The 15,170-nt window shown below is 68.0% G+C and carries 17 protein-coding genes and 3 pseudogenes; 10 read left to right on the forward strand and 10 right to left on the reverse strand.

The annotated features are described in order from the left end of the window. Positions 1-24: 24 nt before the first annotated feature. The 3 genes from ACIRR9_RS41515 to ACIRR9_RS41525 form a co-directional block, all read right to left on the reverse strand. The gene (locus ACIRR9_RS41515) at positions 25-795 is read right to left on the reverse strand and encodes a helix-turn-helix transcriptional regulator (protein ID WP_403763493.1); all 771 of its coding nucleotides are present in this window, start codon (positions 793-795) and stop codon (positions 25-27) included. A gap of 192 nt (positions 796-987) precedes the next feature. Next, positions 988-1,380 carry a hypothetical protein gene (locus tag ACIRR9_RS41520; protein ID WP_403763495.1) on the reverse strand — a complete coding sequence of 131 codons (393 nt, stop codon included), beginning with the start codon at positions 1,378-1,380 and terminating at the stop codon, positions 988-990. A 30-nt stretch (positions 1,381-1,410) separates the two neighbouring features. Continuing rightward, on the reverse strand, positions 1,411-2,475 hold the full coding sequence (locus ACIRR9_RS41525) for a hypothetical protein (protein ID WP_403763498.1): 1,065 nt from the start codon (positions 2,473-2,475) through the stop codon (positions 1,411-1,413). A gap of 137 nt (positions 2,476-2,612) precedes the next feature. Between ACIRR9_RS41525 and ACIRR9_RS41530 the strand changes: the two genes are divergently transcribed. Together ACIRR9_RS41530 and ACIRR9_RS41535 are read left to right on the forward strand one after the other, a co-directional pair. Next, positions 2,613-2,876, forward strand: coding sequence for a PadR family transcriptional regulator (locus ACIRR9_RS41530; protein WP_403763501.1), 264 nt, complete (start codon positions 2,613-2,615; stop codon positions 2,874-2,876). 43 nt (positions 2,877-2,919) lie between these two features. Beyond that, the gene (locus ACIRR9_RS41535) at positions 2,920-3,264 is read left to right on the forward strand and encodes a hypothetical protein (protein WP_403763504.1); all 345 of its coding nucleotides are present in this window, start codon (positions 2,920-2,922) and stop codon (positions 3,262-3,264) included. A gap of 281 nt (positions 3,265-3,545) precedes the next feature. On the opposite strand, the gene ACIRR9_RS41540 is transcribed toward ACIRR9_RS41535, so the two are convergent. Further along, positions 3,546-4,112 carry a hypothetical protein gene (locus ACIRR9_RS41540; protein ID WP_403763507.1) on the reverse strand — a complete coding sequence of 189 codons (567 nt, stop codon included), beginning with the start codon at positions 4,110-4,112 and terminating at the stop codon, positions 3,546-3,548. Positions 4,113-4,565: 453 nt separating this feature from the next. Next, positions 4,566-4,769 (reverse strand): hypothetical protein, encoded by a 204-nt coding sequence (locus ACIRR9_RS41545; protein WP_358997928.1) that lies wholly within the window; start codon positions 4,767-4,769, stop codon positions 4,566-4,568. Between the two features lie 115 nt (positions 4,770-4,884). On the opposite strand from ACIRR9_RS41545, the gene cpt reads away from it, so the two are divergent. After that, a complete protein-coding gene (gene cpt / locus ACIRR9_RS41550; RefSeq protein ID WP_403763728.1) occupies positions 4,885-5,415 on the forward strand; it encodes a chloramphenicol phosphotransferase CPT in 531 nt (176 codons plus the stop codon). A gap of 46 nt (positions 5,416-5,461) precedes the next feature. Here cpt and ACIRR9_RS41555 read toward each other — a convergent pair. Further along, positions 5,462-5,773: pseudogene (locus ACIRR9_RS41555) on the reverse strand (transposase); the annotation flags it as partial. 25 nt (positions 5,774-5,798) lie between these two features. On the opposite strand from ACIRR9_RS41555, the gene ACIRR9_RS41560 reads away from it, so the two are divergent. Then, a complete protein-coding gene (locus ACIRR9_RS41560) occupies positions 5,799-6,089 on the forward strand; it encodes an IS3 family transposase (protein WP_403763510.1) in 291 nt (96 codons plus the stop codon). A gap of 684 nt (positions 6,090-6,773) precedes the next feature. Here the strand turns inward: ACIRR9_RS41560 and ACIRR9_RS41565 are convergent. Continuing rightward, positions 6,774-7,079: a hypothetical protein gene (locus ACIRR9_RS41565; RefSeq protein WP_403763513.1), complete on the reverse strand. Its 306-nt coding sequence runs from the start codon at positions 7,077-7,079 to the stop codon at positions 6,774-6,776. A 231-nt stretch (positions 7,080-7,310) separates the two neighbouring features. On the opposite strand from ACIRR9_RS41565, the gene ACIRR9_RS41570 reads away from it, so the two are divergent. Next, positions 7,311-8,927, forward strand: coding sequence for a hypothetical protein (locus tag ACIRR9_RS41570; protein WP_403763516.1), 1,617 nt, complete (start codon positions 7,311-7,313; stop codon positions 8,925-8,927). A gap of 357 nt (positions 8,928-9,284) precedes the next feature. Here ACIRR9_RS41570 and ACIRR9_RS41575 read toward each other — a convergent pair. After that, positions 9,285-9,440, reverse strand: a pseudogene (locus ACIRR9_RS41575) (helix-turn-helix domain-containing protein); the annotation flags it as partial. Between the two features lie 50 nt (positions 9,441-9,490). Between ACIRR9_RS41575 and tnpA the strand changes: the two are divergent. Continuing rightward, on the forward strand, positions 9,491-9,919 hold the full coding sequence (gene tnpA / locus ACIRR9_RS41580; RefSeq protein ID WP_403763519.1) for an IS200/IS605 family transposase: 429 nt from the start codon (positions 9,491-9,493) through the stop codon (positions 9,917-9,919). Between the two features lie 310 nt (positions 9,920-10,229). Beyond that, positions 10,230-10,835, forward strand: coding sequence for a hypothetical protein (locus ACIRR9_RS41585; RefSeq protein ID WP_403763522.1), 606 nt, complete (start codon positions 10,230-10,232; stop codon positions 10,833-10,835). A 1,308-nt stretch (positions 10,836-12,143) separates the two neighbouring features. Here the strand turns inward: ACIRR9_RS41585 and ACIRR9_RS41590 are convergent. Then, a pseudogene (locus tag ACIRR9_RS41590) lies at positions 12,144-12,326 on the reverse strand (IS5/IS1182 family transposase); the annotation flags it as partial. On the opposite strand from ACIRR9_RS41590, the gene ACIRR9_RS41595 reads away from it, so the two are divergent. The 3 genes from ACIRR9_RS41595 (at position 12,249) to ACIRR9_RS41605 (ending at position 13,785) form a co-directional block, all read left to right on the forward strand. After that, the gene (locus ACIRR9_RS41595) at positions 12,249-12,632 is read left to right on the forward strand and encodes a hypothetical protein (protein WP_403763755.1); all 384 of its coding nucleotides are present in this window, start codon (positions 12,249-12,251) and stop codon (positions 12,630-12,632) included. The pseudogene ACIRR9_RS41590 and the gene ACIRR9_RS41595 sit on opposite strands and share 78 nt — an antisense overlap. A gap of 65 nt (positions 12,633-12,697) precedes the next feature. After that, a complete protein-coding gene (locus tag ACIRR9_RS41600; protein ID WP_403763524.1) occupies positions 12,698-13,174 on the forward strand; it encodes a nuclear transport factor 2 family protein in 477 nt (158 codons plus the stop codon). Between the two features lie 194 nt (positions 13,175-13,368). Continuing rightward, positions 13,369-13,785, forward strand: coding sequence for a hypothetical protein (locus ACIRR9_RS41605; protein ID WP_403763526.1), 417 nt, complete (start codon positions 13,369-13,371; stop codon positions 13,783-13,785). Here ACIRR9_RS41605 and ACIRR9_RS41610 read toward each other — a convergent pair. Beyond that, positions 13,749-15,167 carry a PLP-dependent aminotransferase family protein gene (locus ACIRR9_RS41610; RefSeq protein ID WP_403763529.1) on the reverse strand — a complete coding sequence of 473 codons (1,419 nt, stop codon included), beginning with the start codon at positions 15,165-15,167 and terminating at the stop codon, positions 13,749-13,751. The two genes, ACIRR9_RS41605 and ACIRR9_RS41610, sit on opposite strands and share 37 nt — an antisense overlap. Positions 15,168-15,170: the final 3 nt, after the last annotated feature.

Genomic DNA, 15,170 nt, shown 5'->3' on the forward strand with positions numbered 1-15,170 from the left:
GGACGCCCAGCCTCTGGTGCTTCGTCAGGATGCGTTTTCGGGGGGCAGGACGAGCTGGAGGTAGGCCTCCAGCGTCTTGCCGTCCAGGCCGCTGTCCATCGTCAGCGCGTTGCTCAGGGAGCGGATGGTGACCTGCCGGGGCAGGTCGAGGCGCCGCTCGGCCTCACCGATGATGTCGTTGATCACGGTCTGTGCGGAGTACGGGAAGTGACGGACGTGCCAGCCGAGCATCCTGGACACCGGCCGTGTGATCCCGACGAACTGCCAGTCCTGGTTGTCCACGAGGTCCTCGTGCGAGTCGCCGCCGTTGGCGAGCTCGTCGAGCACGGCGTGGCGGATCGTGCTGCCCAGTTCCTCGGTCGGGATGATGCGGTCCAAGCTCGCGGCGACCTCCCAGGCCAGTTCGTCAGCCAGTTCACGGACTGCTTCCTCGTTGCGGTGGCGCAGGGTCCAGCGTTTACGGACGGCGGGCCGCTCCCACAGGGTGCGGGTGAAGTTCTCCGTGAAGCGCTGGCGTACGTCGGCGGCGCCGCGGGAGAGGGAGTCGTTGTCTCCGGAGGACATGGCGGCCTCCACGCCCTCGGAGGACTTGCTGCGGGCCTCGGCCCAGTCCTCCGCCACGGGGCGGGCCCACATGCTGCGCCCGCCGATCGTGGCCTGCGGCAGCGGGATGCTGTTCTCGCCCCGGGAGATATAGGCGCGCAGCGTGGAGGACGTGATGCCGGCCAGCTCGGCCATCTCCGGGATGCCGACCAGCTGGTCGCCGGTGAACTCCGGGGCCGTGAGGCGGACCACGCACTCCTGCAGAGGAAGGCCTTCGCCGCGTTCGGCGCGCGCCGCGGCCCACTTCGTCAGATGATCGGGCCACCCCTGCACGGCGGGGGCCGCCTTGTCGAAGTTGGCGACCTTCAGGATCTGTCCGCGGGCCGGGTCGGCGTGGTCGTCGATGAGGTCGGCGGCGTGGATGGTGGTGGCAGCGCGGACCGGTCAGCGTTCGTAGCGCTCGCTCGCGCCGTCCCAGACCTGCTGGGGCCGGTACCAGGTGGTGCCGTCCCACCAGTAGCCGCCGGAGCGGAACAGCAGCGGCAGCCCCCACCAGTATTCGTGCAGGGCGGCGGTGTCACGGTCGTCCAGGAGCAGGACGGTCATGCCGTGCTCGGGGTGGTAGCGCACGGACCAGCCCAGGTCCGTGCGCAGGGGGTCGGTGGTGAAGGCCAGCCAGCCGCCGTTGCGGTCGCGGTCGCAGCGGCCCCACATGCCTTCGGCGACGCCGGCAGCCGTCCCAGCAGAAGTAGTCGGGCACGATGATGCGTCGTCGGAGCTCACTTCGGTGCGGATACGGATGCGGATGCCGGGGCAGGAGGAGTCAGCGTTTCGCACCGAGGCTGAGGATTCGATGAGGAGCGGGCGTCAGTCGGAGCCGAGTGCGACGGCGACCACGAAGGTGAGCACGCCCGCGACAGCGGCGCCGGTGAGGACCAGTTCGGCGAGAGCCGGAACGGTGTTCGTCCGGCCGATCAGCGGACGAAGCGGTGCCCGCAGCGCTCCGGTGAGCGGGACGGCGAGAGCCGCCGCCGTGACCGCGTGGCGCGCGGCCCGCGCGGACCCTCGACGGCGGCCGTTCGCGCGTGGCACGGCGATCGACAGCGTCGCGTTGCAAAGCATCGCGAAGGCGAAGAACCCGCCCGCGTGGACCAACGCGGCGGTGAGCCAGAGCAGCGGGTCGGTCCAGCCCTCGCCGACGGCCTCCGCGGCGGCCAGCAGCGCGCCGCAGAGCCCGGCCGCCGCCCCGGCGAGGCCCACGACGTGCCGACGGGTGAACCGCACGGCGGAGGCGAAGCGCCGGTGTGTCACAGCCTGGTCCACTGCGCGCGTCAACGGCGCCGGGAGGTGCACGGCCAAGCCTCGGACTACGGGCGCCAGATCGTCGAGCCAGTCACCCGCCGCCGCACTCTCCCCTCGCCCGCGCGGGCCCGGTGGGAGGAGCCGGTGAGCTCGCAGGACGCGCGTGCCCGCCAGGGCGGCCGCGGCCGTGGGGAGCGCCAGGGATGCGACGAGCCAGGGTGTCATGCCGTTCCATTGACCTCGGTCGGCGCGCAGCGCCACGGCCGTCCAATCGGTGAGCGCGGTGGTGGCGATCAGCGCGGCGCACAGGCCCCAGGCGCGCAGGAGTTGACCGATCCGGAAGCGCGGCTGCGGCTCGTCCCGTCGCAGCAGGACGGCCCTGGCGGCGGCGAGCGCCGCCAGGGCCGGGACCAGGAACAGGGTGAACGAGACCACAGCGTCGTACGGGTCGTCCTGCCATGGGCTGCCCGCGCGCACCGCTCGGACGTGGGAGGTGACCTCGGCGAAGGCGGTGAAGAGCACGGCCGTGGCGAGGCCGTCCCGCGCGGCCCGGCGGACCGCGGTCCGGGCGGGGTGGTCGGCGGGGAGCGTCGCGTCGGCGGCCGCCGGCACGTCGGGACGGTTTGGCATGACAGAATGGTACACGCCGCGTACTACGCCGTGCGTAGTAATCTGGGTCCAGGCGAACGGAGAGAGGCGGTCGGCATGCAGTCCAACGACGCCCAGACGCTGGTGCCCTGGCCGACGGGCCGCTGCACGGGTATGCCGTGAACGCAGCCATCGAGCGGCTAGTCGGGGAGCGCCTCGGGCCCGGCAGCCTCTACGGTGCGCTCACCCAGCTGGAGGCCAAGGGGCTCGTCGAGCCGGTCGAGGAGTCGGGGCGGCAGCGCCCCGTGCAGCTGACCGCCGAGGGGCGGGCGGTGCTCGAACGGGAGCTGCGGTCCATGGCCAAGGTGGCCGCCGCCGGGCTGCGCAGCCTGGGGGTGAGCCCGGCATGGGACCCTCACCCCCAGGCGTGTCCTCGACGCTGACGGCCTCAACGACATGCACCGCCTCACGGGCGGGGACAAGTGCATGTACCCCCAGAGCAACTGGTTGAAGGACACGCTGCGTGAGCCCTTCCAACTCGTCGAGCCCAGCGACATCGCCCACCAGGACGCATGCTCCCGGTTCGAATTCCTCACCTCCATGATCGCCGTGGACAACGACGAGGACTTCCGCGCCGTCCCCTGGTCCGGAGAGTTCTTCCTCGACTCCATCTGGGGCTACGACGGCAACGGCCTCGCCGCCACCATCGAAGCTGAACTCACCGACACGTGGCCACTGCTCGGCGCTGGCGCGTTCGGCGGCGAACTCTCCCGCGCCCAGAAGTCCCTTGCCACGCTCACCGAGTGGAAGGCCAAGCGCCGAGGATGGTGATCCTCCGTGCCAGGCCGGGCAGCCCACGAAGGGCGACAGCCGCGTCCTGCCAGACTCGGCACCCACCACTCCGCTCGGTGACGAGGGGACGGCACTCCCCTCAGGGATCGCCACGCCCGGCTGCCCGACAGCGTCTTCCGCTCCCTGGATCCTGGCGGCCCTGATCCTTCGCCTGGGGTACCGGCCACCGTCGGTGAACCCGATCAAGATGAAGCCCCGGGTTACTCGGGCTTCATTTTGTGCTGGCTCCGGATCAGTTGCTCGTCTTGGAACACCGCTGGCTACAGGTGTGGGTAGGTGCAGACGCATCCGGCCTTCCAGTCGGCCAGCGACTGGGGGTGCCACTTGAAGGTCAGAGTCTCCCCGGCGAGCGGGAAGCGCGGGCAGAAGATGCCGTCCCACTGGTTCGTGAAGTGCCTCATGCCGACTTCCCTGTCGTAGAAGGCGGGTTGGCCACAGTGGGTGCACACGGAGACAGGGCCGGTGAACGTCTGGAACGCGCCCGGGTGGCTCAGGATCGGGTGCCTCCAGAAGCTGTCGAGCGTGCTCGGGTACCGCTCCCGGACCATGCGCAGAGAGTGGTCGTCCCAGTCCATGCGCAGCAGGCCGGCCGCGGCGGGGAATGCGGGGCAGAACACGGCGTCTTCCTGCTCGGTGAAGTGGCTGGCACCGTTGGTGCTGTCGTAGGCCGGCTGACCGCAGGCGGTGCAGATGCCGATCTCGCCCTCGTAGGTGCGGATGCTGGCGCCGGGCGCTTCCAGGGCTCGACGGCGAGCCTGTGTGAAGCGGATGTCGGAGTGGGCTGCGGCGGCGCGGGTGTCGAGTTTGCGACGGCGGTTGCGCGTCATCGTGAAGTCCTTGCTGGCACGCCCACGCCCGCGTCGAAGCGAGGAAAAGTCGATCATGGTGCGCGATTCGGAGAACCTTCTCCGCCTACGGGGCGTGGGTGCTGATCCGCGGGGAGCCTGGCGTGCGCGTCGCCTCGCCCGGGATTCCACCGCTTCGGTCACCCGGGCGGGCATCCAGATCAGGAGCGTGCGCTCGTGGCAGATCCCGGGTGAAGGCAGCGCGTCACGTCGACCGGGATTAGGACATAGCTGTAGAGGACGACCGGAACTAACAATTCTACAGATCACGAAGGCCCGGACCAGATGGTCCGGGCCTTCGCCGTACCCCGCCGTATCGGCCCTGTACTCCCGAAGCTGCCGCGAAGTGACAAGTAGCTCTCTGTAGCCGAACTGACGACTGGTTGTCGCGGCGTTCCGCGTTGCCCCTGGTCAGCTTTGTGGTGCTCTGCGGGGTTAGGAGTAGAAGCCCCGGCCGTAGTCCTCGCGTGACACCGTGAAGTCGTCAGGGCGATCCTGGCGGAGTTCTTCGTAGCGTTCGGCGAAGATGTCCAGTGCCTCGTGGAGGGTGCAGGCGCGTGCTTCACGGATCGCCTTGATGGCGAAGATGATCCGGTGGTTCACGATGTCGCGGTCGACACTCTCGGGCAGCTGTTCCATAAGCCCGACAGGCTAGTGCTCTGGCCGGGAGGGTTCACCGCGTTGTGGCAGGCGGTGCAGGGTTTGCGGAAATCCGTTTCGAGCGTTGCCTCGGTGCCTCTACTGTGGCGCGGTGATGACTCAGGTGATCGTTGTCAACGGTGGTTCCAGCTCGGGGAAGTCCGGGATCATTCGGTGTCTGCAGGCGGTCCTACCGGATCCGTGGCTGGCCCTCGGGACAGACACGTTCGTTGAGGCGATGCCGGCGTCCATGCAGATGTCCGATGGTGGGATCGAGTTCGCTGGGGACGGGGAGGTGATCATCGGTCCGGAATTCCGAACGCTGGAAGCAGCATGGATCGAGGGGGTCGCCGCGATGGCCCGTGCGGGCGCCCGGGTCATCGTCGATGAGGTCTTTCTCGGCGGGGCGTACTCACAGCAGCGATGGCAGAAAGCCTTGGGTGAACTGCGCGTTCTGTGGGTCGGAGTCAGGTGTGACAGTGCGGTTGCCGCAGGCCGTGAGGTTGCCCGAGGCGATCGGACCATCGGGATGGCCGCCTCGCAGGCGGATGTGGTTCACCAGGGGGTGACCTATGACCTGGAGGTGGACACCACGCATACCGAATCGATGGAGTGCGCACGGACCATCGCCGCACACGTCAAGTGATCGACAGACCGGCAGTCTGCCGCTGTGACCGCAGCACCAGGACAAGTCAGGCTGCGGTGGTGAGCGGGCGTCCGCCCCAACGGATCCCCTTCTCGCTTCGTATGCGGGCGCGTTCCTTGCGTTCGGCTGCCAGGACGTCGCGGTGGCGGGCGTTGACGTTGCGCCACCGCAGGTATGCGTGCAGAGCTCGGGTCTGCACGGTGTGGTTGGGGTGGTGGGAGTTGGCGAGGGTGAACTGTCTCAGCGGTCCGAAGTGCGCCTCGATCGGGTTCGCCCAGGAGGCGTAGGTCGGGGTGAAACACAGCTCGACCTTGTGCTTCTTGGCCCAGCGGCGGATGCCGCTGCCTTTGTGGGCGGAATCCATCAAGCTCACAACCCGGCTGATGCGAGCGGGAGTCGAGGCGTCCATGGGTTCCGTCGGGGACTCGTACGCCCTCGCGGAGAACCTCTGGATGCTCATCAAAACCGAATGCATCCGCGGCCGCACCTTCACCACGAGGGCCGAGGCCAACCTCGCGCTCTTCGAATACATCGACGGCTTCTATAACTCCCGCCGCGTCCAGGAACGGCTCGGCTTCCTCAGCCCGATCGAGTTCGAGGAGAAGCACTACGCCGAGCAGGCGACGGCCGTACCAACGAATCTGAACACCCATCAACCCCTGCTGACCAGCTGATCAGCACCTCCCGCATGACGGGGGAACCTCAGGCTGCCGTCCTGTTCGCGGCGGATCTCGAACCGAGGCAATGAACGGCTGTGCCGCTGGCTCCCAACGTTGCACACGAGCCCCGATACGGCCGTCGGTTACCTGCCTCGCGTGTCAGAAGCCTAATAGCTGAGCCGCTAAAGAGACCTGACAGCCCTGGAAAAATACCGTTACCGTTTTCCGGACGGCCGTGGGCTCATCTCCCAAATGGGCGCACCATGAAAGGCCAGCCAACCGGCTCGCAGGCGACCTAGTACTCCAGCAGCGCTTTGACGTTTTCCCTGTTCAGGGGCGGTTTCGGTGAGTGTAGTGGGCTGATGGTCGGCCCGTGTTCTCTTTCCCGGACCGCCCCTCGATCGTGTGCAGCCGCCGCTGATAGTGGCAGCGGCGAGCGACGGCTTGGCGTCGTCTGCGCCAGTGTGACCATCTCAGCGCGCGTGCGATGAGGTGTTGGTGAACGGCGACGGGTGAGTGGCCAGTTGCCAGGAGCCCCCATCTTCCGCTGTGCTTCGGCATGTCGAAGTCGACAGCTCGCTGCGGCTTCCTGATCTGATCGCGGGCTAGCGTCTGAGGCCGCCCGCACACAGCTGTACTGCACCGTCGCACTGCGGGCGAGGCGGCCCGGCGGGCCGCCGTAGCCCCTCGTCTCGCCTGCTATCTCAACGCCTGCGGAAGCGCGGGCGGCGGGAGCATCAGGCGGCGGCGTCGGCGCCACCATCGGCGCGACAGTCGCACGACGAGCCAGATCCCACCGGTGATCATTCCTGCGGCAACGGCCATGCCGCTCTGGTGCCGGTAGAACTGCCACAGTGCCACGGTGGCGGCAGCAGCCAGCAGCAACCACAGGCAGCAGAAGTAGAGCCAGAACGCGATCGACAAGATCACGTCGAAGCGGCGTATCCGAGCGAGCTGGGAACACACGTACCGCGTGCTCTCGTCATCAAGTACTACAGAGGGCATAACAACTCCCTGTTCAGCACGCTACGTGGAGCGCGGAACCGTCCGGACCGGGGTGCCGGAAGCCCCGACACGCGCCGCACCGTAGGAAGTTGCGGGCCCCTGTGTCTCTTTCGCCACCGATGCAGACACGGGGTCATGCCTTCCGGCCTGCGCAGCAGGCGTCAGGAGGCGGGGACAACTACGCTTTGTCCGCGGATAATCCCAACAGGTGCGCGGGTCGAGGGGGAGGGCTTGAGCGATCAGGCTCCCCGTCGGCTCGGCCGGCCTGCCGGGCCGCTGTCGAAGGCCCCTGATGCCAAGCCCCTTGTGGCCGCGTTCCTCCGCAAGCTACTGGACCAGGCCAACCTCACCCAGGCCACCCTGGCCACCGACCTCGGAATGAGCACGAGCGCGCTGTCCACCCGGTTCCGCGGCGAACGGCTGGACTGGCCGTTCGTGCAAAAGGTGATCGAGCTGTGTTCCAAGAACCGCGACCCGCGCACACGTGAGCACTGGCTCGAGCTGGCCAGGCGACTGTGGGAGGGTCGTGCGGCAGCCGCGCAGGGGCCGCCCAGCCGGTCACTCAACGGCAGGGACATCGTCATCGACAGTCTCCTGCACGTCGCCGAGGCCGAGACCGGCAGAGCCGAGGCTCTGCAGGAACTGTCCGACAAGCAGCGGCAGCTCGACCAGGCCGTGCGGGCACGCAGGCAAGCCGAAGCGGCAGTGCAGGCTGCCAGTTCACTGAACGCGGTACTCGCGGTCTGGGTCATCGTCATGGCCGACGAAGTGGAACGCGCCCAGGGTCACCGCAGCACCCTCGCCCGACGCACCCCCCTGGACCGCGACGAGCTCGTGCGCGTGGACACTCTTCTCAGCCTGGCCGTGCGCCACCACGAGCGCATCACATTCGACAGCACCAAAGCCGCTTCCGACCTCGACCGGGCCACCTCGGTGCTCGCAGGCCTGATCAGCTGCGGTCGCCGCCTGCAGGAGGACATCGCACGGCTGCACGCGGACAAGCCGTCGCCAGTCGACAACCGGGAGCCCGGCGGTAACCGCGTCCTGCCCATTCCCTTCGACGCTGCGCGGGAGTTCGCGGCCAACATCGACAGGGCGCTGGACCGCATTGAGGACTTCAGCAACACCATCGGCCAGGAGGTCCAGCAGACCGCCGGCGCCCTGGCCGCCCTCGACCCCGTGGGCGCGGACCATTCTCCACTGCCGGCCGCCCCCGCCGCCCACTCCACGGGATATCGGCCGGGCTCCTTCCTCGCCCTGCTGACACCGGAGGACCATGACACCCTTCTGCAGCTCGGAGACCAGCGCCGCACTCAGAACATCTTCCAGTTCTCGCTCATGGACGGCGTAGTCCTCATCAAGTCGGGCCTGCTGGTCCGCAAGATCAGAACCGGCGCGGGCGCGTTCAACGTGGGCGTATGCGGCGCTGGCGACATAGCGGGTGACACCCACGCTCTGACCCGCATGCCCACCAACGAGTTCGTCGAGTACCTGCGCAACGGCGACGTGGTGGTCATCCCGTCCCAGACATTCGCCGAACACCTGCGCGCGACACCATCGGTCAGGCAAGCACTCCTGACCTCAGAGGCGCGCGACAGCGCCCGCTCCAGCCGACAAGCCGGCAGAGGACCACGAGCGGCCCTCACCAGACTCCTCGTCAGGCTCGCCGAGTCCTACGGCGAAGCAATCCCCGACGGCATCGGCATCGCCCTTGACGCGCTCACACTGCGCAACCTCGTCTCCGACGCCGACGTGGCACTCGCCGAACTCACCCGCGAGGACCTCGCCTACGCCCATGGGAAGCACATCGTCATCCCGAGTCTTGACGCCCTGCGCGCCAGCCAGTAATCACCCGCACCAGCCGGATCCCTCGAGGGCAACGCCCGCGGTCACGACGAAAGTGCGCCCGCACACCGCGATGCCGGACTCGCAAAACCGCCGCATCAGTGCCGATGCAATCGAGGCAGCCTACAAAGGCACCCCCTCGGCCCACGACCGCCTGTCGCAGGCGAGTTGAGCGTGGGCACTGTCCGTGCAGCCGTCCCGGCTAGGGTGTCGGGCATGAAGTCGCGCACCGCGCAGACCGTGCGGTGGAGCATCCCGCAGCCGCAGCGCGGTGACACCATGTGCAGCTCACGGCACGAGGACCTGCACCCAGGACCTCGTCGCCGATGTCTTCCTGCGTGACGCGGGCAGCCCGCGCATCCCGTACTGGACGGTGGTCTTCGAGGCTTGCCGCCAGGCGTCGCGGCGTTCCTGCAACGCCCCGTTGTAGAGAGAGCAGTGATCCCGGAGCATCTCGGCCAGCGCCTGCTCCTGGCGGACGGTGAGCCGCATGAGGAACTTGTACGCACGGATCATCCAGCCCACCCCCTCCGGCCAAGTCCGGACAATCCTACTGCACTTGGTGCATGTCGCCGCGCTGGGAACCGGATCCCGACATCAGATGGGGAAACCATGTAGTTTTCAACCTCCACGCGCACTTGGTGTTTATCACGAAATGCCGGCGTGAGATCTTCAACGACGGCATGCTGACGCGCTGCGAAGCGATCATGCAGGACGAGTGCGAGAGCTTCGGCGCGAAGCTGCGGGAGTTCAACGGCGAAGGCGACCACGTGCATCTGCTCGTGCGCTACCCGCCGAAAGTCGTCCTGTCCAAACTCGTCAACTCCCTCAAGGGCGTCAGCTCCCGGTACCTGAGGGCGGAGTACACCGGCCGGATCAACCGGATCGGGGCGGGATCCGTGTTCTGGTCCCCGTCCTACTTCGCCGCGTCCTGCGGCGGCGCACCACTGAGCATCGTCAAGGACTACATCGACAACCAGAAGCGACCGGTCTGACCGTCACCCCGAAGACTCAGAGATCTCCGGCGCTGCACGTCTCCGGGCCGAGCATTCCCGCCCGGCCTGAAGGCCGGGATTCCCTGCGAAGAACAGGGGATGGCATCCGCGGCTGCCCCATCGATAAGGCTGTCACGCCGAGACGATATCCATCCGAGAACCCATGGCTCTGCGCACCGCACAACGGAAACAGGGCTTCCCACCCGTAATATCGCTGAGCCGGAGCATACTGCGGCCAGAGCGTCCTTCCCGATGCACCGCAACCAACCCACCGAGGCTTCGCCAAGGCCAAGACCCCGAGGAGCGAGCAATGTCCGAAAGCACCACCCACACCACCGAGTTGACTTCAAACTACGTCAGCCAGGTGACCAGCGACCTCGAACACAACACCAAGGAGCAGGAGCGCGTCACAACGGAACTCGCAGCGCTGCACGAGCAGTTGGCAACACTGCAGCGAGACCACACCGTCCTGCTCAACATGCAACAGGCACTTGGTGTCCCGGCCTCCCCGCCCAAGCCGACCAGCACCAGCGGCTCCACAGTGCCCTCCCCCGGGAAGAAGTCGGCGTCTGCGTCCGGCACACGCCCGTCGACGGCGAAGGCACCGTCGCAACGCTCCCAGGGCAAGACGGAGGCCTCGAAGACAGTGCAGCCCACTCTGGTCGACCTCATCCACCAGCATGTGACCGCGCAGAGCGAACCCCGCTCCGCGGCGGAAATCGCCGAGGTCCTCAGGCAGGCCCACACCAAGCGCACCATCGACACCAAGGTCGTGCGCACCACCCTCGAAAACCTGGTGGCCAAAAGCCGCATCCAGCGGACCAAGCAAGGCTCCTCGGTGTTCTACACCGCCGCCGGTACGCCGGAGCCGACGGCAGCGTCCAGGGGCGAGGTACAGCCCGAAACCGCCGCATGAGCCTGATCCGCAGCCGATCCTGCCGATGATGCCACGGCCTTGGTTCAGCGTCCCTGGCCACGGCGCTGGGCGGGACGCGCAGTGCGGCGCGGACGGCGGGGCCGATACACCTGGCCGTCGACGGGCTCAGCGGTGGGTGAGGAGAAGCCGCCGGGGACAGCAGGCCGTGCTGCAGGCGCCGGCACCTGCACCCTCGGCGCTTGCCCCTCCCGCCGCTGATTCGCGCGCGAAGACTGGGGAACGCGGGCCAGGACCCGGGCGTTGGGGATCAACGGGGCACAGGCCTCACAGACCTCTTCGAGCGTCCAGACGCGTCCTACGAGGGGATCGTGCTGGAGGACGAGTGCCACGCCGCCCGCGCAGTGGGTGGTCGTGTCGGGGTGGGCTGTGCACTGCGTGGAGCCGCAGTGGCACCAGGCGTTGGCGTGGACGGTGGCCACTCGCGCGTGGGCGGCGGCGTGCTGAGCGGCGAACGTCCGCAGCCCGGCCACATCTCTGGAACGGGGCGGCATCCGGCATGCCGCAGTGCTGCAGGTGACCGTTGCGGTCCGGTCGGCGTGCCCGGTCAGGCGGATCGTCCAGACACGGCCGGGGACAGGGTCGGTGGAGGGCTCGCTGGCAGCAGTCGTCACAGGTGTCCGTTCCTGAAGGGATCGATGGCGGTGAGGCAGTCCACTATGAGCTACCCGGCAACGGTGCGGCATCACCTTCGCGTCGGCGCGGCGGTGTGCAGTCAGCATCGTGGGGTTGCCAGGCAGTACTACGCAAGCCGAGGCCGACCGGGGTTTGGGAGCGTGAAGGCATGTCTGGCCCCGGCCGACAGGCCGGGGCCGGACATGCTGGTGGTCGTGAAGGGCGGTCGCCTACGCGGCGAAAGGCTCCATGAGGCTTCAGCCGAACGATCGTCCTCATGGGCAATAGGTGAGGCCCGGGGACACTGTCCCCTCCACAACCACACCCCCCACAACACGATCAGGCGGCGGAGCATTCCCGCTCCGGCAGGGTGCGCAGCGCCGGGAGGTGAACGAACGACGGGTGAAGGCCCGCTGCGGCTGTAGGCGTGTCCTGCCCCATCCTGCCGCCGTTGGGCGGTGTAGCGCAGACAGGGCCACCTCCGTGCATCCAGGTCCTACTCCCGCAACCCCACCCAGTCACGGTCCAGGATGGCGTAGACGACCGTAGGCCGCCCACTGCGGTAGACCCATTGAGCCGCGTGCATCGTGAAGTCGCAGGTTACGGGTCTGGTGTGCGCAGGGTTCTCGATACTTGTGCAAGTCGCGGGCGGATGACTTCGGTGAAGATCGTCGGTCAGCGGGAAACTTCGCGGTTCGTCAGGACCAGCAGGGCCCTCACCAGGGTGGTCGCCCACTTCGGGTCGGTGCGGACCTTGCCGAGGACCCGTCAGTTTCTGAGATGGGCGAAGCCGTGCTCAACCGGCGCCTGGACGGCGGCCAGCGCCTTGTTGGACAGTTTCTGCCCTCGGGTCAGGGGCGCAGGCGGCGAGCAAGCCGACGCCTCGCGCACCCAGCGGCCGGAGTGTCCACCGACTTCATCTACCGACATCCCGTCCTACGCCCGCAGGTCGAGGCGCTCTGCCGGGCACGAAGCTATTCCATCCCGGGCGACGCAGCTCACGCCCCCGGCGCCGAGGCTGCCGCCAGTACGCTGGTCCGCCGCCTCATCCAACAGCTGGCCGCCGACCGCCGCAAACACCGTGAAGAAGTTGCCCAACTGCGGGCCGCGCTCGCTGCGGCAAACGGCGAACTGCACGCCCTGCGCCAGCACTTGCAGGGGTGAGGCGGCCGCCCTGCGGGCCATCTCAACCGTCAGTAGCCTCTCAGGAATGACGACGTTACAAGATCTTGCCGCCTCGCCTGGACCGAGTCGAGACGGAATTCGCACTGCATCGGCTGGCCCACGACTACTGCGTGGGTGCCGACCACCGCGACCCAGTCCGCTGGGAGGCAATTTGGACAGCGGACGCCGCGTGGGAGACCAGCTCGGGCCAGATATTCACGGGGATCGAAGCCATCCGCGCGGCGGTCGAGCAGCAGTGGCAGGCATTCCCGATCATGCAGCATGCCACTGCCAACCACACGGTGGAAATCGACGGCGCTGCCGCGACCGGACGATCGGACGTCGTGGTCCTGGCCCAACTCCGCAACCACCGCTGGATTGTCGGTGGAGGTACCTACGAGGACGAATACCGGCGCGAGGGAGGGATCTGGCGCATAGCGCGGCGCCGGGTAGTACGTCCCTTCGACCTTGCGCCGTTGGCACCAAGCGATGGGCCCGTCGATGTCGATGCACCGGTTCGGGCCACTGAGCAGTGTGCGTAGTGAAGTCGCAGGTCACGGGTCTGGTGTGAGTGGCGATTCAGGTACTCGCACCGGTCGGCGGCCGATGACCACGGTGTAGGTCATCGGGCAGGTCCCATTCCGGTGGTCTGCTGGGTTCGGCTGCGCCCGCGACTAACCCGCGCTTACGATCCGTCGGCAGGTCGGCACGCCATGAGATCGAGGGGACTGCGGAATTGCAGGAGCGGCAGTGGATCACCACTCGCCGAGGCGAACTGGATGCCCTCGCCGAGCAGTTGACCAAACAGCTGCAGGAGGTCCAGGTCGAGCGGGACGAACTGGCGATCGCGGAACGAGTGTTGAACCGATTGGCCGAGCAGGCCCAGGCCGACGCCGAAGCTGTCGCTCCGGTGTCCGCGAAGGTGGCCTGGCGGGCGGTCTTGCTCATCCCGCACCGCAGCGACGCGGCCGACGAGGACGCGTTGCCCGGCGACTACCGCAAGATCCTGGCGATCGTGCGGGAGGCCGACGGCCCGGTGCAGGTCAGGTTCGTTGGTGGCCACGTCATGTTGTTGACGACCTGGTGCGACGGGGCGTGCCCGGCTGAGGGAGCGTGTCAGGAAAGGATCCGCGTGAGCGCGGAGAGCGCCTGAGGCCACACAGCGTCGGAGGGCGTCCCGTAGCCGACGACGAGGGCATCGGCCATGACGTGCTGGGATCGTTCATGGCGGTATCGGGACAGGCCGGCCACTCTGAGTCCCTGCCGGGTCGCCGACTGAACGACGCGCTGCTCGGTCCCGGGCAGCAGGCTGAGCAGGGTGTGCAGGCCGGCCGCTGTCCCTGTGACGCGCACCTCTGGGGCGTGCTGGGCCAGGGCTGTGACGAGAGAGTTCCGCCGATCGCGGTAGCGCCGACGGGCAGCGCGTACGTGGCGGTTGTAGGCGCCGGAGGTGATGAATTCCGCCATGGTCAGCTGGCTCGATACCTCGCATGAGTCGATCTGTCCCTTGGCTGCCGCAGCTTCCTCGGCGAGCGTGGCAGGCAGCACCATCCAGGCCAGCCGCAGGCCAGGAGCAAGTGTGTGGCTGGCGGTACCCAGGTAGACCACGCAGTCTGGAGCGAGTCCCTGGAGCGCCCCGACAGCCTGGTGGTCGAACCGGAACTCACCATCGTAGTCATTTTCCAGGACCAGCCCGCCTGTTCGTCTGGCCCAGTCCACGACGGCCGTGCGGCGATCGCGTTGGAGCGTCGTTCCCACAGGGAACTGGTGAGCCGGTGTGAGCAGGACTGCATCGGTGCCGTCAGGCGGGACGGGGTCGGTTCCGTGAGTGTCCAGGGGAAGCGGGAGGGTCTGCAGTCCGGCAGCAGCCAGCAGGTCGCGGTGCCTGCCTGGGCCGTAGGACTCGACGGCGACGCTCCTTGCCGCCCGACCGGCCAGGACTTCGCCCAGGATCTGCAGGCCGTGTGAGACGCCGGCGCAGATCAGTATGTGCTCCGGACTTGTGTAGACGCCCCGGGTTCGTATGAGAGTTTCTGCGAGTGCGGCTCTTAGCTCCGGCCGGCCGCGGGGGTCACCGTAGCCGAACGCGTCGTCGGGAGCCGTGGCCATTGCGCGACGTGTGGCCTTCAGCCACGCGGCACGGGGGAAAGTGGTCAGGTCGGGGTTTCCTGGGTGCAGGTCGTGGGGCGGTTCACCGGGAGGCTCGGCCGCCGGGGGGACCAAGACCGGTCGCCTGATCGTCCTGTCTGTGACGAGTGTGCCCGAGCCTCTGCGGGCGGTAAGCCATCCCTCGGCGACGAGGTCGCCGTAGGCGTCAGCCACGGTGTTGCGGGCAAGCCCGAGGTCGGCGGCGAGCTGGCGGGAGGAGGGCAGCCGTGTCCCGGGCGCCAGGCGGCCGCTGCGGACGGCTTCGCGGACGGCTGTGGCCAGCGCGCCGCGCCCGCCTCGTCCGGCGCAAATCACATCGCTGCCAAGGGCCTGCCGTAGTCGGGCTGGACCGGTCGTACCGCGGTCGCCGCGGGGTTCGACGTACATGAC

Origin of the sequence: Streptomyces sp. NPDC101234 (assembly GCF_044767525.1) — a bacterium.
Classification (GTDB): Bacteria; Actinomycetota; Actinomycetes; order Streptomycetales; family Streptomycetaceae; genus Streptomyces; species Streptomyces sasae.